The 22,048-nt window shown below is 63.4% G+C and carries 18 protein-coding genes; 4 read left to right on the forward strand and 14 right to left on the reverse strand.

Going from position 1 to position 22,048, the window contains the following annotated elements; genetic code table 11:
* Window positions 1-27: 27 nt before the first annotated feature.
* Window positions 28-993, reverse strand: a complete 966-nt coding sequence (locus VCJ09_RS24165) for an AraC family transcriptional regulator ligand-binding domain-containing protein (RefSeq protein ID WP_324732514.1) — start codon at window positions 991-993, stop codon at window positions 28-30.
* 72 nt (window positions 994-1,065) lie between these two features.
* Here VCJ09_RS24165 and VCJ09_RS24170 point away from each other — a divergent pair, with 72 nt between their 5' ends.
* Together VCJ09_RS24170 and VCJ09_RS24175 are read left to right on the forward strand one after the other, a co-directional pair.
* Window positions 1,066-1,929: a sterol desaturase family protein gene (locus tag VCJ09_RS24170; RefSeq protein ID WP_324732515.1), complete on the forward strand. Its 864-nt coding sequence runs from the start codon at window positions 1,066-1,068 to the stop codon at window positions 1,927-1,929.
* Window positions 1,926-2,519 (forward strand): NADPH-dependent FMN reductase, encoded by a 594-nt coding sequence (locus VCJ09_RS24175; protein ID WP_324732516.1) that lies wholly within the window; start codon window positions 1,926-1,928, stop codon window positions 2,517-2,519. The genes VCJ09_RS24170 and VCJ09_RS24175 overlap by 4 nt, the downstream gene beginning before the upstream one ends.
* 8 nt (window positions 2,520-2,527) lie before the next feature.
* Here VCJ09_RS24175 and VCJ09_RS24180 read toward each other — a convergent pair whose 3' ends face one another.
* Entirely contained in the window at window positions 2,528-3,286 is a 759-nt protein-coding gene (locus VCJ09_RS24180) for an SDR family NAD(P)-dependent oxidoreductase (protein WP_324732517.1), read from the reverse strand.
* A 444-nt stretch (window positions 3,287-3,730) separates the two neighbouring features.
* Between VCJ09_RS24180 and VCJ09_RS24185 the strand changes: the two genes are divergently transcribed.
* Window positions 3,731-4,396 (forward strand): GntR family transcriptional regulator, encoded by a 666-nt coding sequence (locus VCJ09_RS24185; RefSeq protein ID WP_324732518.1) that lies wholly within the window; start codon window positions 3,731-3,733, stop codon window positions 4,394-4,396.
* Between the two features lie 50 nt (window positions 4,397-4,446).
* On the opposite strand, the gene VCJ09_RS24190 is transcribed toward VCJ09_RS24185, so the two are convergent.
* From VCJ09_RS24190 to uvrD, 7 genes are all read right to left on the reverse strand, one after another.
* Window positions 4,447-5,301 carry an alpha/beta hydrolase gene (locus VCJ09_RS24190; RefSeq protein WP_324732519.1) on the reverse strand — a complete coding sequence of 285 codons (855 nt, stop codon included), beginning with the start codon at window positions 5,299-5,301 and terminating at the stop codon, window positions 4,447-4,449.
* Entirely contained in the window at window positions 5,301-7,853 is a 2,553-nt protein-coding gene (locus VCJ09_RS24195; protein ID WP_324732520.1) for an autotransporter family protein, read from the reverse strand. The genes VCJ09_RS24190 and VCJ09_RS24195 overlap by 1 nt, the downstream gene beginning before the upstream one ends.
* 268 nt (window positions 7,854-8,121) lie before the next feature.
* Window positions 8,122-8,532 carry an SMI1/KNR4 family protein gene (locus VCJ09_RS24200; RefSeq protein WP_324732521.1) on the reverse strand — a complete coding sequence of 137 codons (411 nt, stop codon included), beginning with the start codon at window positions 8,530-8,532 and terminating at the stop codon, window positions 8,122-8,124.
* Between the two features lie 184 nt (window positions 8,533-8,716).
* Window positions 8,717-9,568, reverse strand: coding sequence for a Tim44 domain-containing protein (locus tag VCJ09_RS24205; protein ID WP_324732522.1), 852 nt, complete (start codon window positions 9,566-9,568; stop codon window positions 8,717-8,719).
* 125 nt (window positions 9,569-9,693) lie between these two features.
* Window positions 9,694-10,272, reverse strand: coding sequence for a TetR/AcrR family transcriptional regulator (locus VCJ09_RS24210; RefSeq protein WP_324732523.1), 579 nt, complete (start codon window positions 10,270-10,272; stop codon window positions 9,694-9,696).
* 156 nt (window positions 10,273-10,428) lie between these two features.
* A complete protein-coding gene (locus tag VCJ09_RS24215) occupies window positions 10,429-11,523 on the reverse strand; it encodes a TRAP transporter substrate-binding protein (RefSeq protein WP_324732524.1) in 1,095 nt (364 codons plus the stop codon).
* Window positions 11,524-11,567: 44 nt separating this feature from the next.
* A complete protein-coding gene (gene uvrD / locus VCJ09_RS24220; RefSeq protein WP_079204006.1) occupies window positions 11,568-13,757 on the reverse strand; it encodes a DNA helicase II in 2,190 nt (729 codons plus the stop codon).
* A 231-nt stretch (window positions 13,758-13,988) separates the two neighbouring features.
* On the opposite strand from uvrD, the gene VCJ09_RS24225 reads away from it, so the two are divergent.
* Window positions 13,989-16,865, forward strand: coding sequence for a putative bifunctional diguanylate cyclase/phosphodiesterase (locus tag VCJ09_RS24225; protein WP_324732525.1), 2,877 nt, complete (start codon window positions 13,989-13,991; stop codon window positions 16,863-16,865).
* A 120-nt stretch (window positions 16,866-16,985) separates the two neighbouring features.
* Here the strand turns inward: VCJ09_RS24225 and VCJ09_RS24230 are convergent, their stop codons facing one another.
* The 5 genes from VCJ09_RS24230 to ectA all read right to left on the reverse strand — a co-directional run bounded on the left by VCJ09_RS24230 (window position 16,986) and on the right by ectA (window position 21,655).
* Window positions 16,986-18,416: an aspartate kinase gene (locus tag VCJ09_RS24230; protein WP_324732526.1), complete on the reverse strand. Its 1,431-nt coding sequence runs from the start codon at window positions 18,414-18,416 to the stop codon at window positions 16,986-16,988.
* Between the two features lie 89 nt (window positions 18,417-18,505).
* Entirely contained in the window at window positions 18,506-19,414 is a 909-nt protein-coding gene (thpD, locus tag VCJ09_RS24235; protein ID WP_324732527.1) for an ectoine hydroxylase, read from the reverse strand.
* A 21-nt stretch (window positions 19,415-19,435) separates the two neighbouring features.
* Window positions 19,436-19,831 carry an ectoine synthase gene (locus VCJ09_RS24240; protein WP_324732528.1) on the reverse strand — a complete coding sequence of 132 codons (396 nt, stop codon included), beginning with the start codon at window positions 19,829-19,831 and terminating at the stop codon, window positions 19,436-19,438.
* A gap of 10 nt (window positions 19,832-19,841) precedes the next feature.
* Entirely contained in the window at window positions 19,842-21,128 is a 1,287-nt protein-coding gene (gene ectB, locus VCJ09_RS24245) for a diaminobutyrate--2-oxoglutarate transaminase (RefSeq protein WP_324732529.1), read from the reverse strand.
* Window positions 21,125-21,655, reverse strand: a complete 531-nt coding sequence (gene ectA / locus VCJ09_RS24250) for a diaminobutyrate acetyltransferase (RefSeq protein WP_324732530.1) — start codon at window positions 21,653-21,655, stop codon at window positions 21,125-21,127. The genes ectB and ectA overlap by 4 nt, the downstream gene beginning before the upstream one ends.
* Window positions 21,656-22,048: the final 393 nt, after the last annotated feature.

The raw sequence follows: 22,048 nt of genomic DNA on the forward strand, positions 1-22,048 counted from the left end.
TCGCACGGCCCTGCCTATCATAACGACTCAGGCCGATGGCGAGTCACGCCAGCGTTTGCGCGCGTGCAGGTAAGCGGCGCTGTCGTTGTAGCCGAGCCGTTCGCCGATCTGCGCGCGACTGAACCCTTGCAGCTCGTAGTATTGTTCCAGTTCGCCGCGCAGCAGGTCGAGCACCTGGCGAAAACTCAGGTCCTGTTCCTCCAGGCGTCGGCGCAGGGTACGCGGGCTCTGGTGCAGGGATTCGGCGACACTTTCCAGGCTCGCCGGCAGGCCCTGTTCCAGCGCCTGACGCGCGCTCGCGGCGACCTTGCCAGCCCAGCCGCCAAGCTGGCGGCGCTGCGCTAGGCGGCGATCCAGTTCCTGGCAGAGCAGCTCGACCATACCGGCATGGCGGTTGAGCATCGGCAGGGCCTGGGTGGGCTGATCGAACAGCAGCCGATTGTGCTCGGCATTGAACTCGACCCGCTCGCCGAACCAGGGCCGGTACTGCTCGTGGTAGGCCGGGCGGGCATGACGGAAGCGCGCACGCAGCGGCAGCACCGACTGGCCGGTGCCGCGGCGCATCTGGGTCACGGCCATGACCATGTAGTGTTCGACCAGGTAGCGGGCCAGCTGCGGTGGGGCGTCGATCGTCAGTTCGACGCCCGCGCCCTCGCCTTCCTCGACTATCCGCAGCTGGTCGCTGTCGGCAGCCAGGCTGGCATAGCGCGCCCAGCAGCGGCTTGACTCGGCGACGTCGGCGCAGAATAGGCAGAGGTGGGCCAGTACGTGCCAGTCCTGGGGGCTGAACTGGGCGAACAGGTGCAAGCCGATGGCCGGGTCGTGCTCGGCGGCGGCCAGCCACAGTTGCTCCAGCTCGACCAGGCTGAAGTCCGGCGAGGCACTGGCACGGCTGTGCAGGAAGCGCTCCAGCACCTGGCCGAGGGGGCCGCGGTGGAAGCGTCGGGCCGGCAAGTTGGCCCGTTCTCGGGTGTTTTTGTCCAGTTCGCGCATGTTGCCTCGGGCCTAGGTGGCTTCTTATGGGGCTGTCGCCCGGTGCGTCTGCCGGGCCCAGTCGAGGTTGCCATGAATCCAACAACAATCGCCAACAATCCCTCACTCGTGGTCGGCGCGATCTTTTTCGGCTTCATCCTGCTGGAGCTGGCCTGCGGTTGTTTGCGCCAGGCCAAGGGCCAGTGGCGCGATGTCGCCATCGAGGTGCTCGGCTCGAGCCTGCTGCTCGGCCTGACCTTTCCGCTGATCTTCTTCCTTTGCAATGCCCTGCTCGAACACTGGGCGCCGCAGGTGCGCGGCGTGCTGAGTGAGCTGCCCTGGTGGGCCGGCGTCGGTCTGTTGCTGTTGTGCGACGACATGACCCAATACTGGTGGCACCGTCTGGCGCACCGGCTGCCCTGGCTGTACGCGCTGCACCGCGCGCACCACTCGGCGCAGTACATGAGCATCCGCATCGTCTACCGCAACAACAGCTTCTATTACCTGCTGATGCCGGGACTCTGGCTGTCCGCCGTGCTGGTCTACCTGGGTCTGGCGGAGGTCTATTACGGCTATCTGATCGTCAAGATGGCGGTGATCTTCGGCGCCCACAGCAGCGTCGCTTGGGACGACCGGCTGTACCGTATTCGCGCCCTGCGTCCGCTGATGTGGATCCTCGAGCGGACCATCTCGACTCCGGCGACCCACTCCGCCCACCACGGCCAGAACGCCGCCGATGGCGTGACCCATTACAAGGGCAACTTCGGCAACCTGCTGTTCTTCTGGGACGTGCTGTTCGGCACGGCCAAGATCACCCGGCGCCGGCCCCAGGCCTTCGGCGTGGAAAACCTGCGCCCGGTCAGCTGGCAGCATGAGCTGTTCTGGCCGCTGGTGCGCAGCCGCATGCCGGGCAAGGCCACCGAGCCCGGCCCGCTGGGCGAGGGGGCCGGCCAATGAGTCTGAAACTGGTGCTGCTGGCCGGCTCCAGTCAGCCGTCCAGCCAATCGGCAAAGGTCGCCGCCTACCTGCAGCGGCGCCTGCTGCAACTGGGCCATTGCGCGGCGGCGGACCTCAGCCTGATCGATCTCGGCGCCACCCCGCTGCCGTTGTGGCCGGCGCATGACCATGCTGGCGCCTGGGCCGATTGCGCGGCGCTGCTGCGCGAGGCGGACGGCCTGGTGCTGGTCAGCCCCGAGTGGCACGGCATGGCCAGCCCGGCACTGAAGAACTTCTTCGTCTACGCCGGGCGCCGCGAGCTGGGGCACAAGCCTGGGCTACTGGTCGGTGTTTCGGCCGGCACGGGCGGCGCCTACCCGCTGAGCGAACTGCGCGCCTCCAGTTACAAGAACTGCCGGCTGTGTTACCTGCCCGAGCAGCTGATCGTGCGCCAGGTCGAGACGCTGCTCAATGGCGAGACGGCGGTCGACGAGGCCGATGCGCGGATCCGCAGCCGTGCCGACTGGACGCTCGAGGTGCTGGTGCACTACGCCCAGGCCATGCGCCCGCTACGCACGGCCATCGCGCCGGCCTTCGCCAGCGGCATGTGAGGCCTTGGTTACTTGCCGGCCGAGAGACCGAAGTCGATCGCCAGGTCGGCGCCAGTGATGGCCTCGGCCTCGGGTTGGCACAGGTACCAGACCAGCTCGGCGACTTCCTCGGGACGCAGGAAGCGCGCTTCGCGGCCCTGTGGGTAGAGGCTTAGCAGTTCGCGCTTGTAGGCATTGGGGTTGCCCTTGCCGTAGCGCTCGGCCTGGTAGTCGAGCATCGGCGTGGCGATGTCGCCGGGCGACACCGTATTGACCCGCACGCCGAACTCGGCCAATTCCAGGGCCAGGGTCTTGCTCAGCATCACCAACGCCGCCTTGCTCGCGCAGTAGGCCGCCGAGCCGCGGTGCGCCTGTTGCCCGGTACTGCCAGCGATGTTGACGATGCAGCCGCGGCTGTCCTTGAGGTGCGGGATCGCCGCCTGGCTCATGTAGAACGCCGCCTTGAGGTTGACGCCCATGATCAGGTCGAAATCTTCCTCGCTAAAGTGCTGCACCGGACCTCTGCGCCAGACCCCGGCGGCGTTGACCACCGCATCCAGGCGGCCGGTAGCGACCAAGGCTTCGGCGATCAGCTCGCGGCAGTTGGTGGCACTGCGCAGGTCGGCGGTGGCGCTGAATTCCAGCGGCACCTGAGCATTCAACCCATGCAGGTTGTCCTTGTCGATATCGGTGGCGGCGACCCGCCAGTGACTCTGCGAGAAGCGCTTGGCGATGGCGCTGCCGAGGCCGCCGGCGGCGCCGGTGATCAGGATAACGGGGGTGCTCATAGCAGTGCTCCTCAAGAGTGGTTGGTTAATTCAGTGTAGGTAAGGTTGGGCTCTGCGTAACTTTTGGGGGGGGCGTGGGCCAGGCCGTTGCGGGCTTGCTCGGCCAGCGCCACGAATTGCGGGCACTGTGCGCTGAAGCGTTGCCGCTCTCGGGCGATCGAGGCGCTGCCGGCAGATGTGGCGATACTGCTGGAGCTAATTATTGAACATAGCGTTCGATTTCTTGCACATCATGGTTTTGTGATCATAGACATGTCAATGCCGGGGTAAATATTCGATGATGAGCGCGGTTCGCGCCTGACGGCGGAGATACCACGGATGCCTGCTGTGCCGGCCCTTGCGGTTCAGTGCCCACCCTCATGCTAGCGGGTAGCGCGCTGCCCGGCTCACGCTCGTTCACCTCGCCCTGCCCGGCTTGCCGGCTGGAGAAAAGGTCAGACTCAGATGGCGGATAACCTTCAGGAACAACTCTACCAGCGGATCCGCAGTGACTTGCTGGCCGGTCGTTTCCAGCCAGGGGAGCGCCTGAAAATTCGCGACCTCGCCGCTGCCTGGGGCACCAGCCCGATGCCGGTGCGCGCAGCCTTGCAGCGCCTGGTTACCGAGGGCGCCCTGGAGGGCGAACAGCAGCGCTCCGCGCGAGTGCCGACGATGAGCCGCGAGCGCTTCCTGCAGATCACCCAGGTGCGCCTGAGCCTGGAGGGCTTGGCCGTCGAACTGGCCGCACCGCGCCTGGGTAGCGCCGAAATCGACCTGTTGCAGGGTTGTATCCTGCGCATGGAGCAGGCGCTGGAGCGGCGCGATGTACCTGCTTACCTGCAAGACAACAGCCTGTTCCACCTGACCCTGTATCGCGCCTGCGCCAACCCGATCCTGCTGCGGATGATCGAATCGCTGCGCCTGCAAATCGGGCCTTTCTTCAACCGCTTGTTTACCGGCACGAATCAGTTACTGCACCTCAATGACTTCCACGAAGCCACCTTCAAGGCGTTGCAGGCCGGTGACGGCAAGGCGGCGCGCGCGGCGATGGAGCAGGACCTGAGTTACTTCGACGAGTACCTGCTCAACCTGCTAGGGCTGGAAAGTGGTGGGGTACAGGCGCGCAATTAAATCGCTGACACCGAGTTTTTGTCTTGCCACTTTCACCGTTCTGGCCGGCTTTAATCGCGGACACAGTCCAGTGGCTGCTCGCGCCAAGCGGGCCAGACTTGTTCCCAGCCCAGGCTATGGCTGACCTCGGGAAGTACGGCACTTTGCAAGCAGACTCCAGTACCCATAGCTTCACGATAACGCTGGAGTAGTACGGGTGGCACGACTCGATCATCGGCGCCGAAGAGATGGCGCTGGGGTATCTGCGCCAGACGTTGGCGTTGATCGAGCGGTTCCAGCGAGCCGTTCAGTGGGCTGAGCCCGTGCAGGCTGGCCCATTGGCGTGGGCTTAGGTTGCCGGCTAGGGTCTGCACCAAAGCAATATCGTCACGGCGGACGGCCAGCAGCAGTGCCAAGGCTGCACCGCCTGAATAACCGACCAGCTCGAAATCCTGATTGCCATAGCGAGTTTTAATCAGTGTTAGTGCCTGGTCGAGGCTGTCGAGCACTTCCTTGGAGAAGCGCCGGTCGGTCCAGAGCGCGCTGCGACAATCGAGGGGCGTGACGAACTGGCAGGGACGCGCAAGATAAAGGCTGGGCGTTGGATCGCCGAAGGCCAGGCCGGCGACGAGCAGGTGGCGTGGACTGGGATCCAGGCTGGGTTGCGTGGAAGTGGCCCAGGCGCGGCCGTCACCTTCTAGGTAAATCCGAATTCGGGATGGCATCGGACGCAGCGGCGGGATGCCGACGGTCAGGGGAAAGGGCAGTGTGGGGAGCGTCTCCAGTTGTACCGCATGGCGGCTGGCGAGTGCCTGCAATGCCTGATGGGGTGATTGACAACCGCTCAACGCGGCACCGAGTAGCAGTGCCGCGCCTTGCAGCCAAACACCGACCCGCCGGAGCGGGCCGAGGTTTGCCGTCTTCATCAGAAGTCGTAACGCACTTTGGCGGTGAAGGTGTCGGCGTCGAAGTCGCTCTTGCCGACATAGTCATAGCTGGCGCCCAGGGTCACAGCGCCGAGGTGATAGTCCAGCCCCACACCCGCTTCATAGCTGTTGCGGGCCGGCTTGGCGCCGAAGGTGGTGAAAGGCGTTCCGCCCAGGACAAAGGTCGATGTGCTGGCAGCCTGGTCCGCGATGAAGTCATGGTAGGCCATCAGCTTGGCTTGCGGCTCCAGGGTACCTTGGCCTACGGCGAAGCTGCCTGCCAGGCGAATGCCGGCACCCAGTTCGCCGACTTCATAACGCTGGCCCTCTACTTTCAAGGCGGCAGAAGAGCCCTTTTCACGATAACCATCGATCTCCACCTGGCTGTAGCGAGCGGCCAGGCGTGGTTCGATCAGCAGCTCGTTGCTCAGGTGATAGCTGTAGCCGCCGACCAGGTTCACACCCAGCAGATTGCTGTCGTAGTCGCCCTTGGCCTTGGTGGTGGCGATATGGCGCTCGCTGCTGTTGTCGTTGACGCCGTAGGTCAGGCTGCCGTCGAGGAAGTAGTTGCCCAGCTCATAGCCGCTGTACAGGGTGAAGGCATGGCCTTCCACTTCGGTATCGTTGCCGGTATTGCTGTTGACGTCGGTGTTGAGGAAGCTGTACGCCAGACCCAGAGTCAGCTGGTCGTTCAGCTTGCCGTCGGCACCCACGGCGATGCCGCGGCTGTAGGCGTTGTAGCCGGCGATGCCGTCGCGCAGATCCTGGTTGGCATCGCTGTACAGCGCCTGAACCCAGACACCGGTCTCGGTCAAGGCGTCACCCGAGGACAGGCCCTGGCGCACGCTGCTGGTGCGGTTACCGGTGACGTTGCTGACCAGGTTCTGGCCGCTAACGGCAGCAGAGGTAGAGCCACCGTTGACTTGTGGCGCCAACTGCTCTGAGAGTTTGGCCAGCGCCGCTGGATTTTCCGAGGCGGCGATAAAGGCCAGGCGAACCGGGTCGCTGGGATTGCTTAGGGCCAACTGGTTAAGTACCAGCTGACTGAAGGTCGCACCGGCGGCCTGGGCATTGCGTGAGCCGCCAGACTGAGCGATGGCAGTGCTCATCTCGCCAACACTCTTGCCGGTCACCTTTGCGATGATTTCATTGCCTTGAACGGCATAGGTATCGACCTTCAATAGGGACGAACTGCTGACCACACTCAGGCCATTGTTCTCGATGCTGCCGGCCGTGATCAACTTGTAGTCGCTGCCCTTGGCGGAGAAGTCGCTGCCCTTGGCGGCCAGCTTGATTTGCGCGCCCTTACTGAATTCGGCCGTACCGGAAACATCGAGGATGGCCTTGTTCGCATCGGTCGCGCTGCTCAGGCTCATGCCCAGCGAGGAGTTGCCGGAGACGTATAGGTTGCCGTCGATGCTGGTGTGAGTTTGACCCAGCTCAAGGTGGCCGACGATCTGATCGGAGGTGCTGCCCACGTCGATCCAGCTATTGTCCTTCATACGGATATTGGCGCCGTCGGCGCTGGCGTCGGTGCCGTTGAAGGTCACATTGCCATTGATCTCGATATTGCTCAGGTCGATCAGGTTGCCGGTGATGGTGCCGGCGTCCCAGCTGAGGTAGACCGGGCCGCTGGCCTCGGAGGCGTCGATGGCCTCGTCCTGGGAGATAATAGTGCCGCTGTTGCGGATTCTCAGCGGGTAGCGGTCGTCTCCGCCCTTAATATCGAAGCTGCCGATCTGGATCGCCGCGTCATCGGCCTGGATCGAACCGGTGTTGATCACCTGGGCCGCCGAGCTGGCGAAACTTACGCCGTCGAGCATCAGGCCTACGGCGTCTTCGCCTTGGGCGATGATGCTGCCGTGGTTTTCGACACCACCGAGATCGACCCGATTGCTCCACGTCCCGAATTCATTGGAGGTGGCATCGATGGCCGTGGCTTCTACACCGCTGACCTGAATCAGACCGTGGTTGACTAGCTTGCCGTCGATTTCGCCGCCCATCAGCAGGATGCCGGTAGCATTGCCGCCTTCGGCCATGATCTTGCCGCTGGCGGCGTTGATCAGGTCGCCATGCAGTTCGGATTGGCCGGAAAACTCCAGGGCGCGGATGCCCTCTCCCCCTTGAGTACCACCTTTTGCACTCAGGGTGCCTTCATTGATCAGATCGCCGTGAATCACTGCGGGATCAATAAGTATGGCGACGGAACCGCCACCGTTAACTGCGATGCTGCCTTTATTGATCAGGCTGCCAAGAATCTCTGTGGAGCTGAAACCATTGGTTAGATCCAAGGCTTGGATATGACTGCCGCTTGCATTGACCGTGGAGTTAAATATTAAGTCTTTTTCAAATGTCGTACTGTCGATCTCAACGACTTCATATTCGCTATTTTCACTAGTGAAAGATCCAGTTATTTCAACGGTTTCACTATAGATTTTATCGGTTATGTATAGCCCGGCATTGGTCAGCTCCAGGCTCTGCGCATATACCGGCAGAGCAGCGCCAGTCACGGCCAGGGCGAGGAGGGTTTTACGGAAAGAGGCAGACGACATGATTTCTTCCTTGGGTACTTTATCGTGCTAAAACTGGTCGCTTCCTTACGAGGCATCTATTACGAGCGGTCTGTCACCGGCTATGCCAGGCGACAGAGCGCTGCACAAGGAAGCCGGCGCATACTAGCTAAATAGATGGCCTTTTAATATCGAAATGTACTGACGGAGAATCGACAGATTCAAGCGGTCGCCTGAGCCACGGTTGAAGGCGGGACGCAACCTATCTCACGCCTGCGCTCTGACGCCGACTGGGTGACTTTGTGAGGACTCAGTTCTCCAGCCAGACATCGCGTACCCAGTGCCATACCGAGTCCCAGGTTTCTTCTTCGCTCTGCTCGCCGGTGTCGCCTTCCCAGAGCACTACGGTGCCGTCCTGTTCGACGCAGTAGTAGTTGCCGCGATCCTCGCAGATCGGCACCAGCTCACGCGATACACCCAGCGACCAGGCCACCGAGGCGACTTCCGGCAGGTAGGTGTGTGATTGCGGATCGGCGGCGGTGACGGGCTCGAGGCGGCCGTAGACCACGTCGCTGACCTTGAGTAGGAATTCGCGCAGCTCGAACGGCAGGTTGATCAGGATCTGCTCCTCAATCTCCACCAGCAGTTCTTCTTCCGGCAGCTCCAGGGCGACCGGTACGGGTTCGTTCATTTCACGCAGTTGTTCGATGACTTCTTCCACGGGGTGGACTCCAGCAGCAAGGCAGAATGACGGGGGTAGCGACGGTGAGCCCCGCGCTATGCAGCGAAGAGGCTCTCCCGCGTTGGCTTTTTACTCTGCCCGGCCTGACCGAACAAGAGGGATTGGCTCCTGGGAAACACAAAACCCGGGACAAGCCCGGGTTGTGTGTGAAGCCAGCGGCTCGTTAGCCGTTCTGGCGGATACCGGCTACCAGCCAAGGCTGGCTGTCACCGGCTTCACGCTCCAGGCGCCAGCTTTCGCTGAACACTTCGCCCTGGTCGAAGCGCGAGGTCTTCGCCACACCGGTAAAGGTCAGGGTGGCGACGGTCTTGTCGCTCAGGTCGTCGACACCATCCAGTTGCACGTCGAGGTTGTCGACGTAGGTGGACTGGAAGCCCTCACCCAGCTCGGCGCGCTCGCCCTTGAGGAACTCGAGCAGCTGCGGGGTGACGAACTCGGCGATCTTGTCCATCTCGTCGGCGTCCCAGTGCTGCTGCAGGCTGAGGAAGTGCTCGCGGCCGGCGCTGACGAAGCTTTGTTCGTTGAACCAGGCCGGGGCATTGATCACTGGCTTGTGCGCAGCGGCGCTGCCACCACCGAAGATCGAGGTCGGTGCCGCCTGAGCAGGCATCTCGCGCTGCATGGGCGCGCCATTGGCGCTGAGCGGGCCGGCCTGCTTGCGCCGGGAGGCGAGGAAGCGGAACAGCAGGAAGGCGATCAGACCGAAGATCAGCATGTCCATGATCTGCAGGCCTTCGAAGCCATCCCCCATGAACATCGAGGCGAGCAGGCCGCCAGCAGCCAGACCGGCCAATGGACCAAGCCAGCGCGACGCGCCGCTGGCCGCCGCAGGCTGACGACCGGCGGTCGGCGTGCTAGCGCTGCTCGAGGTTGGCGACGAGGTCTGGCGGGTCTGGTGGCTCGGTGCGGAGCCGAAGGATTTAGCACCGCCAAAACGCTTGGCTTCGGCATCAAAACTCATGGTAAGGCCCAAACTCAGGCACATGGCCAGGGCAATGCTGAGGAAACGCTGCATGTTTAGCTGTCTCTTGGTGGTTGGAACGCTGCGCGGCATCTTGCCCGCCAGCCGCGCGGAAAACCAGTCATAGAGTGTTTCGGGCTTTTGCTTTTCGCTCAACGGTATGACCTCGGCGCCGCCACTTACCGGCGCAACAGCATCTGCAGCGGCCCGTAGCGCAGCTGCCGGCGCAGGAAGGCGCGGAACTCGGCGGGGTCTTCCTCGGGGTGACGCAACCAGTGGATGAAACTGCGCAAGTAGGCGCCGGTCAGCAGGCTTTCCTCGGCGATGCGTTGCAGGTGGCGGCTTTCCCGCCGGGCACCTTCGCGCCACCATTGCACGGTGCGACTGATGCGCAGCAGGCCGAGTACCTGCAGGTGCAGATGCGCGGGCTCGAGTTTGTACAGCAACATCTGCCCGGTCACCGAGCGGTGCGCGGCCAGGCTGTCGAGCCAGGCGACCAGCAGCTCTTCCAGGCACTTGGCCGGCTCCAGTGCACCGAGGTCGGCGGCGCTGCTGCGCACCAGCATGGCGCGGTCGGCGCGGTCGAACCAGGCGTCGACCAGTTGATCCTTGTCCCGGTAGTGGCCGGCGATGGCGTCCAGGCCAACGTTCAGGTGCGCGGCCACATCGAACAGGTGCAGGCACTCCCAGCCACAGGCGTCGGCCAGTTGCAGCGCCGAATCGAGGATCTGTTCGGCTTTAACGGTCGGTTTTTTCATCGGCTCACCTCGCACTCGAGTATGGGCCGGCAGTGGGATAGCGGTGGCTGCAAACGACAAACGGAGCCGAGGGCTCCGTTTGTGCTGTGCTGCAGAGGTGCAGAAACCGCCGTAGGATGGGTTGAGTACGGCTTAACCCGTCCTCCAAATATTTTCTCAACGCCAGTTATACAGCTCTTTCTCGGACAGCTTGTGCATCTGGCTGGCCTGGGCCTGGAAGGCCTTCATCGAGGCCCAGATACGTCCGTTCAGCTCGCTCTGTGCGGCCAGTTCGCCGAGCACCACTTCGGATTCACGCTGCATGGCGTCGAGCACTTCGTCGGGGAAGCGCTTGAGCAGGGTGCCCTGCTGCTTGAGTTCGTCCAGGGCCAGGGCGTTGTGGTAGACATAGTCGTCCAGCATGTCCTGGCTGGCGGCGCGGGCAGCCTCGGTGAGAATCGCCTGCAGGTCGGCCGGCAGGCTGTCGAGGGCCTGCTGGTTGATCAGCAGTTCGAGCACCGCCTGGGGTTCCTGCCAGCCCGGGTAGTAGTAGAACTTGGCGGCTTTATGCAGGCCGAAGGCCAGGTCGTTGTAAGGGCTGACCCAGTCGGTGGCATCGATGGCGTTGGTCTGCAGAGCGCTGAACACCTCGCCGCCGGGCAGGTTGACGGTGGTCGCACCGAGCTTGCTCAGGACTTCGCCACCGAGGCCCGGCATGCGGATCTTCAGGCCCTTGAGGTCGTCCAGCGAGTTGATTTCCTTGTTGTACCAGCCGCCCATCTGCATGCCGGTATTGCCCACCACCACCGGCTTGACCCCATAAGGTGCATAGGCCTCGTCCCACAGCGCCTGACCGCCACCCTTGCTCAGCCAGGCGTTCATTTCCGAGGTCGACAGGCCGAAGGGTACGGCGGTGAAGAACTGCGCCGCCGGCACCTTGCCTTTCCAGTAGTAGGCGGCGCCATGGCCCAGCTCGGCGGTGCCGCGCGAGACCGCATCGAACACCTCCAGCGGCGGCACCAGCTCACCGCCGGCATACACCTTGATGGTCAGGCGCCCGGCGCTCATGGTCTTGACCCGCTCAGCCAAACGCTCGGCGGCGGTGCCCAGGCCTGGGTAATTCTTCGGCCAGGCGGTGACCATCTTCCACTGGAAGCTCTGCGCCGGTTCGACGGCGGCTTGTTCGCTACCGGCTTTTTCGTCATTGCAGCCGGCCAGGCCAAGGGCGGCGAGCAGCGCCACGGCAGCGGTGAAGAGGTTACGGCGGTTCATCGGGGCGTCCTTATTGTTTGAATGTGCAGCCTATGGAATGTGCATCACAACGCATCCAGCTTGGCGTAACCGAGCATCAGCCATTTGCTGCCTTCGCTCTCGAAATTCACTTGCACCCGTGCCTGGGCGCCGGAGCCCTCGAAGTTGAGGATGGTGCCTTCGCCGAACAGCGCATGCTGCACGCGTTGGCCGAGGCTGAACGCGGTGTCTGGTATGGCACTGCCGGCGAACATGCTACTGCCGCTCATGCTGCGGCTGTTCCCGGTGAAGGGCCGGCTGACGCTATTGGACAGGCGCACTTCCTGGATCAGCTCCGCTGGAATTTCGCGGACGAAGCGCGAGATCGAGTTACGCGTTTCATTGCCATACAAGCGGCGGACTTCAGCGTAACTGATCACCAGTTTCTGCATGGCGCGGGTGATGCCGACATAGGCCAGGCGCCGCTCTTCCTCGAGCCGGCCGGGTTCTTCCAGGCTCATCTTGTGCGGGAACAGGCCTTCTTCCATGCCTACCAGGAACACCTGGGGAAACTCCAGGCCCTTGGAACTGTGCAGGGTCATCAGCTGGATGCTGTCTTCGTTTTCCGCCGCCTGGGTGTCGCCGGCTTCCAGCGAGGCGTGGCCGAGGAAGGCTTGCAACGGCGACTGCTCGTCATCTTCGCCGTTATCGAAGGTGCGCGCGGCGCTGACCAGTTCCTCCAGGTTCTCGATGCGCGCCTGGGCTTTTTCGCCTTTCTCCGCCTGGTGGTAGGCAATCAGCCCGCTCTGCTCGATCACCGTCTGGGTCATCAGGTGCAGCGGCATGCTCAGCACCTTGGCCGCGAGGTTCTCGATCAACTCGACAAAGCCGGCCAGGGCGCCCGAGGCACGGGCCGGCAGGGCCTTGTTGGCGACCATCAGGCGCACCGCCTCCCACATCGCCACGTCATGCTCGCGGGCGTAGGCGCGGATCGCTTCGACGCTCTTCTCGCCGATACCGCGCGCCGGTACGTTGATCACCCGCTCCAGCGCCGCGTCGTTGCCGCGGCCGTCGAGCAGGCGTAGATAGGCCATGGCGTTCTTGATTTCGGCGCGCTCGAAGAAGCGCTGGCCGCCATAGATGCGGTAGGGAATCTTCTCGCGCAGCAGCGCCTCTTCGAGCACCCGCGACTGGGCGTTGGAGCGGTAGAGAATGGCGATTTCGCTGCGTTTGAGGCCGTCCTTGCGCAGGGCGTCTTCGATCGTCTCGACCACGTAGCGGGCTTCGTCGTGTTCATTGAAGGCGGCGTACAGGCTGATCGGCTCGCCGTCGCCGTCTTCGGTCCACAATTCCTTGCCCAGGCGCCCCTGGTTGTTGGCGATCAGCGCGTTGGCGGCCTTGAGGATGCCGGCGCTGGAGCGATAGTTCTGCTCCAGGCGGACGGTTTCGGCGGCCGGGAAGTCGCGGCTGTACTGGTGGATATTCTCGATCTTGGCCCCGCGCCAGCCGTAGATCGACTGGTCGTCGTCGCCGACCACCATCAGGCTCTCGCCGCCCCTGGCCAGCAGGCGCAGCCAGGCGTACTGCACGGCGTTGGTGTCCTGGAACTCGTCGACCAGGATATGCCGGAAGCGCCGCTGGTAATGTTCGAGCAGGCCCGGCTTGTCGCGCCACAGGTCGAGCGCGCGCAGCAGCAGTTCGGAGAAGTCGATCACCCCGGCGCGGGCGCAGGCCGCTTCATAGGCTTCGTAGATTTTCAGCATGGTGGCGAGGAACAGGTCGCCGCCGGGCTGGATGTTCTTCGGCCGCAGGCCTTCATCCTTCTGCCCATTGATAAACCATTGCGCCTGCTTGACCGGCCAGCGCTGCTCATCCAGGCCCAGCTCGCGCATCACCCGCTTGACCAGGCGCTGCTGGTCGTCGGAGTCGAGGATCTGGAAATTTTCCTGCAGGCCGGCTTCCTGCCAGTGCGCCCGCAACAGGCGGTGGGCCAGGCCGTGGAAGGTGCCGACCCACATGCCGGCCGGATTGACGCCGAGCATCTGTTCGATGCGCGCGCGCATTTCGGCGGCGGCCTTGTTGGTGAAGGTCACCGACAGGACGCTGTGCGGCGAGGCGTTGACGATCTGGATCAGCCAGGCGATACGGTGCACCAGCACCCGGGTCTTGCCGGAGCCGGCGCCGGCCAGCACCAGTTGCTGGCCCAGGCCGGCGGCTACGGCCTGGCGCTGGGCATCGTTGAGGGAGGCGATCAGGAGTTCGGGGTCATTTTGCATCGCGGCATTCTAGGGGGCGGCGGCAACGAGGGCAAACCGGGTAAGCCGCGCATGCCAGCAGCGCGGCCAATGGACGACCGGCAAGTCACCTTGCCGGGTGGTTGTTGCAGGTCATCCTGGTCGCGCAAAGTCACTTGCTGGGCCTATGAATTTGCACAGATGATTGTTGGGCGATGCCTCTAGCTCGGGTATGCTCCGCCGACCTAGGCACCCATTCCAAGAAAATAGCCTATGACCCAGACCGCTAGCGCCGCTGCCGAATTGACGCCGGACACTACACGCGAGATTCGTCAGCAATTCGCCACGGATATCGCCATCGAACGGACCCGCCTGCTGTATCAAGGCTCGTGGGTGCCTACGCTATTCATGCTGCTCAATGGCGCGGCCTGTGCCTATTTGCTCTGGGCGCCGCCGAGCCGTGTGTTGCTCTCCGGCTGGCTGATCTGGCTGGTGCTGCTGGCCGTTCTGCGCCTGCTCCAGGTCAGCGCATTCAATCGCGCCCAGCCGAGCAGCCAGGTGCAAGCGCATTGGCGGCGCAACTTCCTGCTTGGCGCCGGCGCATCCGGTCTGACCCTGGCCTTCGCCGCCATCGCCCTGGTGCCGGCCGATGTGTTCTACCAGCAGGCCCTGGTCTACGGCCTGATCGCCGCGGCGACCCTGTCCGCCAGCGTGGCCTATGCCGTCAGCCTGTCGGCCTTCCTGACCTTCGCCTTGCCCTGCTTGCTGCCGTCGGTGGCGTATCTGCTGCTCAGCGAACATAGCCTGCTGCGTGGCTGGGGCGTGCTTGGCGGCATCCTGCTGGTGACCCTGTTGGTGGTGGTCTGGCAGGTCAACCGCCTGGTGCAGCGCAGCCTGTTGCAGCGCTTCCAGAATCAGGCGCTGATCGGCCGCCTGGAACATGCCCGGCAACAGGCCGAGGCGCTCAATGGCGAACTGGCCCACGAAGTCGAGCAGCGTAGCTGGGCCGAAGGCGAGTTGCGCACGGCCCATGATGAGCTGGAAATGCGCGTGGCCGAGCGCACCCTGGAGCTGGACGCCACCACCCACGCCCTGAGCAAGAGCGAGGCGCGCCTGGCCCTGGCCCTGGAGGCCAGCGAACTGGGGTTGTGGGACTGGAATCTGCAGAGCGATGAAGTGCACCACTCGCAGCTCAAGGAAATTTTCGGCCTCGAACCCGAGGCGGTGCAGGTCATGCTGCGCGACCTCAAGCCGCGCCTGCACCCGGACGATCTGCCGTTGCTGCGCCGGGCCCTGGTCGAGCACATGAAGGGCCGCAGCGACGGTTATCAGATCGAATACCGGGTCAAGCATGCCGATGGCCATTGGGTCTGGGTCGAGGATCGCGGCCGCGCGGTGGAACGCGACGCCCGAGGTCGGGTGCTGCGCATGCTCGGTACGCGGCGCACCATCACCGCACGCAAGCAGCAGGAAGAGCAACAGCGGCTGGCCGCCACGGTGTTCGAGGCGGCCAGCGAAGGCATCGTCATCCTCGACCCGGATTACCGCCTGCTGGCAGTCAACCAGGCATTCAGCCAGGTCACCGGCTATCGCCAGGAAGACGTGCTCGGCAAGAGCGTCGCCAGCCTGATCAGCAGCCGCGACACCCGTCACCAGTATCAGCTGATCCGCCTGGAGCTGGAGCGCGGCGACCACTGGCAGGGCGAATTGATCGAGACGCGCAAGAACGGCGAACTCTACCCGCAATTGCTGCAACTCAAGGTGGTGCGCGATGCGCGGGGGCTGGTCAGTCATATCGTCGGCTTCTTCGCCGACCTGTCGTCGCGGCGCGAGGCCGAGGAGCGTCTGCGCTATCTGTCGCACTACGACGACCTCACCGGCCTGGCCAACCGCAGCCTGTTCAAGGCGCGTCTGCACGAGGCCAGTCAACGTTCGCGGCAGAGCGGGCGCAGCCTGGCCCTGCTGCACGTCGACCTGGATCGTTTCAAGTGGCTCAACGACAGCCTGGGCCATGAAGTGGCCGACCAATTACTGCGGCAGATGAGCCGGCGCCTGAGTCAGGCCATGCCCGAGGCCGACACCATTGCGCGCTTGTCCGGCGACGAATTTGCCGTGTTGCTCGATTCCTACGGCAGCCTCTCGACCCTGGCGCGCATGGCCAGCCGCCTGCTGGCCAAGTTGCGCCTGCCGATGACCGTCGGCGGCCAGGAGCTGGTGGTCAGCGCTTCCGTGGGCATCAGCCTGCTGCCGGACAACGCGCGGGAGATCTCCACCCTGGTCAGTCAGGCCGACATGGCCATGCAGCACGCCAAGCACCTAGGCGGGAACACCTTCCAGTTCTTCACCGACAACCTGCAGGCCTGCACCCTGGAACGCCTGCAGCTGGAGACCCAGCTGCGCAAGGCGATCGACGAGAACCAGCTGGAGGTGTTCTATCAACCCAAGCTGTGCCTGGCCGACGACAGCCTGAATGCCGCCGAGGCGTTGGTGCGCTGGCGCCATCCCGAGCGCGGGCTGGTGCCACCGGGAGATTTCATCGGTCTGGCCGAGGAAACCGGACTGATCGCACCGATCGGCGAATTCGTCCTGCGCCGCGCCTGCCAGCAGGCGCGGGACTGGCAGCTGCAGGGTCTGGCGCAGATCCGTGTGTCGGTCAACCTGTCGGTGCATCAGTTGCGCCAGGGCAAGCTGACCAGCCTGGTGCGCCAGGTGCTCGACGAAACCGGCCTGGCGCCGCAGTTCCTCGAGCTCGAATTGACCGAGAGCCAGTTGCTCGACAACGTCGAAAGCGTCATCACCACCTTTCAGCAGCTGCGTGACCTGGGGGTGAAACTGGCGATCGACGACTTCGGTACCGGCTACTCCTCGCTCAGTTACCTCAAGCGTTTCCCGGTGGACTACGTGAAGATCGACCAGACCTTCATCCGCGACCTGGCGCTCGGCGGCGAGGATGCGGCGATTACCCGCGCGATCATCGTCATGGCCCATAGCCTGGAGCTGAAAGTGGTCGCCGAAGGGGTGGAAACCCAAGCGCAAATGGATTTCCTCAAGGCCCACCAGTGCGACGAGATTCAGGGCTACCTGATCAGCAAACCGGTGCCGGCCGAGCAATTCGCCCAGTTTCTGCGCGACCAGGCCGACGCCCGCTGAGGTGATGTCGCTGCGCGCCCCCGGGACGTGCCGGGCAAGGGCCGTGGCCTGCCGGCGCAATCGATGCCGCCGCTGGCCGTGGTCGAACTGACGCGGGTGGAGTAACGAGGTTGGCCTGGGTCAGGCCGCGACTATCACATCGCCGTGATTCTCCGGCTCGATCAGCGCCCGGTGCAGCGTGGCCACGGCGGCAGCATAGTCGTCCTCGTTGACCACGCACTGCATCCCCACCTGGCGGATCGATTGGTGCACCGCCTGAATGCTGATGCCCGCTTCTGCTAGCGCCGCCACCGTCTTGGCGAGGATGCCCTTGACCTTCAGGTCCGAGCCGATCGCCGAGACGATGGCGACGTTGTGCACGGTCACCTCGGCGGCCGGGTAGCGCTCCTCGATCAGTCGCGCGGCGCGGTTGATCAGCTTGCGCGAACCCGAGGCGTAATAGGTGATGCTGTTGGCGTCGGAGTCCTTGTTGACCACGTATAGCTTGAGCTGCTTGAGCAGCTTGGTGATCTCCACGTCATAGCCGACATCGCCAAGCATGTCCTGGTCGAACACTTCCAGGCCGAACACGTCCTTGCGCCCGGCGATGATCTCCACGCAGGGCCGCTCGCTGCGGTAGTTCTGGCTGATCAGGGTACCGGTATGCTCGGGCTCGAAGGCGTTCTTGATCCGCAGTTCGATGCCGGCACTGCGCAGGGTCTTGGCCGCACGCGGATGGATCGCTTCCATGCCCAGATTGGACAGCTGGTCGGCGACGTCGTAGTTGGTGCGGCCGATGGTCACCACCTGGCCTGCGCCAACCAGTTTGGGGTCGGCGCTGCTGAGGTGGAATTCCTTGTGGATGATCGCTTCGCGGGCGCCGGTGGCGGCGGCGATCTGGGCGAAGGTGATCTCGCTGTAGCCGCGGTCGAAGGTGTTCATCAACCCTTCGCGGCAATGGGTGTAACCGGTGGCGACGGCCAGTTCGCGACTCAGGTCGACCTCGGCGAAGCGACTGCCGATCATCGCCTCGAATGCCAGTGGCGCATCCAGGTGCCAGCCGGTGAGGTCGACCAGCTTGGCGTTGACCCCGCGCTGCTTGAGCGCCAGCACGGTATTGAAGGCGCTGTGCGCTTCGCCCAACGAGGCGAGCATCTCGCGCACCTTCATCAGGTGTTCGCTCAGTTGGAAGTGGCCGTAGGCGCACAGCCGTTGCAGGCTGCGCATGCATTCGCCGGCATCGTCGATGCGCGAACCGATGAACTGGTTGGCCGCATGCCGCTCGAATTCGCCGTCGAACAGCGCGGCATTCTGCGCCAGCATCTGTTGGCGCACCGTTGCCAGCGCCTCGCTCCAGGCTTCTTCGCTGCGCGCGTCGGCGAAGCGCTGGTAGACACCGGGTTCGCCGGTCTTCTTGTGCTCCAGTAACAGGTTGGTCATGCCGCTGTAAGCCGAAACGACGAAGACCCGCTGATACAGCTGGTCGTCCTGTCGTCGGCCGATAAGGATGTTGTCGAGCACTTCCTCGAAGCGGCTCATGGAGGTGCCGCCGATTTTTTCTACGGTATGCATGAGACTCCGATCGTGGTGATTTCGGCGGGTGGCCGACAAGCGCCCACCCAGAAAGAGAACAGGCCCGCTGTTGCGGGCCTGTCTGTGGGTCAGAGGTATTCTTGCGGCCGGATATCCAGCACGGAGAAATCCTCGCGCTCGGCGACGAAGGCCGGGCGTGGTGTGTGCGCGCAGAAGGGCGCCTGTAGCGCGTTGTCCACCTGGTTGTAGACATAGAACAGGTTGCTGCGCGCGCTGGGGGTGATGTTGCTGTTGGAGCCGTGGAGGATGTTGCTGTCGAAGAACACCACGCTGCCGGCCGGGCCGAGGGCGGTGTCGATACCGTAGCGGCCAGCCATCTCGCTCAGGCTGTGGTCATCCGGCACGCCGAACTGCTGCTTGCGCAGGGACTCTTGGTGGTGATTCTCCGGCGTGGCGCCGACACAGCGCACGTAGTGCTTGTGCGAGCCGGGGATCAGCAGCAGCGGGCCGTTATGCGGCTCGTTGTCGGTGAGCAGGATCGAGCAGCTCAGCGCACGCATGCGCGGCATGCCGTCCTCGACGTGCCAGGTTTCGAAATCCGAATGCCAGTAGAACTCCTTGCCGGTGAAGCTCGGTTTGAAGTTCATCCGCGACTGATGCACGTACAGCTCGCCGCCGAGCAAAAAGCGCGCGATGCCGGCGATGCGCTCGTCGCGGGCAACCTGGGCGAACAGCGGGTTGTCCTTGTGGACGGCGAACACCGAGCGCACCGCGCCACTTTCCGGTTCGCTGATGGTCTTGGCGGAGTCCGCCAGCGCCGGGTCGCGGCGTACGCGGTCGAGCTCCTGGAGCAACACCGCCACCTCGTCGGCGCTGAACACGTCGTGCAGCACCAGGTAGCCGTCGCGCTCGTAGCGCTCGATCTGCTGGGCGCTGATCGGCGCATTTTCCAGGTCGTTACGGTAGACCACCGGGTCCAGGCGGTCCTGCCAGCTCGGTTGTTCCTGCTGGCGCGAAGGGTATAGATCGGTCTGCACGGGTGACTCCTCCGAGTCTGATCAGGCGACGGGTTCTGCCTCCAGCGGATAGACACCGCTTTCGTCATGCACTTCCTTGCCGTTGAGCGGCGGATTGAACACACAGGCCATCTGCATTTCCGTGGTGCCGCGCAGCAGGTGCTCGTCGTGCTGGTCGAGGATGTACAGGGTGCCGGGGGCGATCGGGTAGATCTTGCCGTCGGCAATGGTCTCTATCTCGCCTTCACCGCTGATGCAGTACACCGATTCCAGGTGGTTCTGGTACCAGATGTGGGTCTCGGTGTTGGCGTAGATAGTGGTGATGTGAAAGGAAAAGCCCATCTTGTCGTCCTTGAGCAGCATGCGCGTGCTGTCCCAGGTTTCGCTGACGATCTTGCGGTTGGACTGCTCGCAGTCGGCGAGGGTACGTACGATCATATTCAGCTCCTCAAGAGGCCTTAGAGGCCTGGTTGGCGGTTTGTTCGGCCATCACGGCGGCGAAGGCCGCGTCGAGGATGGTCATGGCCTTGTCGATCTGCGCTTCGCTGATAATCAGCGGGCACAGGCACTTGACCACCTCGCTGTGGGCGCCGCTGGTTTCGATCACCAGGCCGTGCTCGAAGGCATGGCGGCAGATGGCGGACGCGGTGTCGCCATCCGGGCAGCTGATGCCGATCATCATGCCGCGACCTTTGATGAACAACGAATCCGGGCCATAGCGACGGACGATCTTGTTCATGCCATCGGCGATGCGCTTGCCCTTGGCGCGCACGCTCTTGGCGAACTCGTCGTCGCGCCAGAAGTGCTCGATGGCGGCGGCGGCGGTGACAAAGGCGTGGTTGTTCCCGCGGAAGGTGCCGTTGTGCTCGCCCGGCTTCCACTGGTCCAGCTCCTTGCGCAGCAGCAGCATGGCGAACGGCAGACCGAAGCCGCTGAGCGACTTGGACAGGGCGATCATGTCCGGCTTGATGCCCATTTCCTCGAAGCTGAAGAAACTGCCGGTGCGCCCGCAGCCGGCCTGGATGTCGTCGACGATCAGCAGCATCTGGTGCTTGCGGCAGAGCTTCTCCAGCTTGCGCACCCACTCGGCGGAAGCGGCATTCAGCCCACCTTCGCCCTGCACCACTTCGACGATGACCGCGGCCGGCTTGTCGATGCCACTGCTCGGGTCGCTGAGCAGCTTGTCCATCATGCCGATGGTGTTGACCTTGTCGCCGAAATAGTTGGCGTAGGGCATGCGGCTGACGTCGGTCAGTGGCACGCCAGCGGCTCCGCGATGGTGCTGGTTGCCGGTGGCGGCCAGGGCGCCGATGCTGCAGCCGTGGAAGCCGTTGGTGAAGCTGATGATATTGCTGCGCCCGGTGACCTTGCGCGCCAGCTTCAATGCGGCTTCCACCGCGTTGGTGCCGGTTGGCCCGGTGAACTGCATCACGTAGTCGTGCATGCCGCGCGGCTTGAGAATCAAGCGGCTGAAGGTCTCGAGGAATCGCTCCTTGGCATCGGAATACATGTCCAGGCCGTGGGTGATGCCGTCGTTGCCGATGTAGTCGAGCAACGCCTGCTTGAGCACCGGGTGGTTATGCCCGTAGTTGAGCGTACCGGCACCGGCGAGGAAGTCGATGTAGTGTTTGCCGTCGCGGGTGATCAGTTCAGAACCGCGCGCTTGGTCGAATACCACGGGGAATGAGCGGCAATAGCTCCTGACGGACGATTCATTCTGTTCGAAGAGTTTCATGCATTTTCCTTATGTGTTTCTGCCAAGACGGAGGCGTTGAGCGGGCCGGCGCGATAGAGCACTTCGTCCTCATGCTGGCCGGCGAAATGCCCGGCGCGGGAGAACAGGGTGCGCGTCTCGTAGTCGACGCCCAGGCGGGCAAAAGTCCGCTTGAACAGCGCCTGGGAGGCGCCGTTATCCGGCGAAATGGTGGTTTCCAGAAAATCTACGCCCTGGGCGGCGACCCGCTCGGTCAGCGCCAGCAGCATGCGTAGAGCCAAACCCTGACCGCGTAGCGAGGTATCCACCGCGACCTGCCAGACGAATAGCGTGTCTGGGCGCGAGGGAGGACGGTAACCGGAGATGAATCCCACCAGTTGGCCGTCAGTGTTCTCGGCGGCAATGGCGGTATCGGCGAAGTCGGCGCATTGCAGCAAATTGCAATACACGGAATTGGTATCCAGGGGTTGGCAGCGGGCTACCAATTGATGCAGCGAATATCCGTCGCCGTCGGTTGGACGACGGAGTGTGACGGGGGCAAAACTCAAATCAAGAATCCTTGAAGTTGTGCAAATCCCTATTAGGTTACACATACTGCGGGAGCTTTCTCAACCCGCAATCCGGATATTCGCCTTAATCGCGGCGTGAGAATTAGCTTAGAGTGCCTTAGTTTAAGTTCCAGTAACTAGCGAGTTGCACTTGTCGATAGGGACAGGAATTTCGCTGCATATTTGCGCCTCGTCTGGCGGTTCTGCCGGATGCCAATTTCACCGTTGCAGTAGTTATATTTCCCCGATGATAAAGCGCCTGGACAATGAACCCTGATTCTGGCTGAAGGCCGCTACTTTCAAGGGTTTTGCGCATTTTTACCGAGTGCCGGCGATTGCCTGCGCAGACGGGCGTAATGTTGTCAGATATCCGGCTGATATCCGCTGGAATAT

Origin of the sequence: Pseudomonas paeninsulae, from assembly GCF_035621475.1 — a bacterium.
GTDB lineage: Bacteria > Pseudomonadota > Gammaproteobacteria > Pseudomonadales > Pseudomonadaceae > Aquipseudomonas > Aquipseudomonas paeninsulae.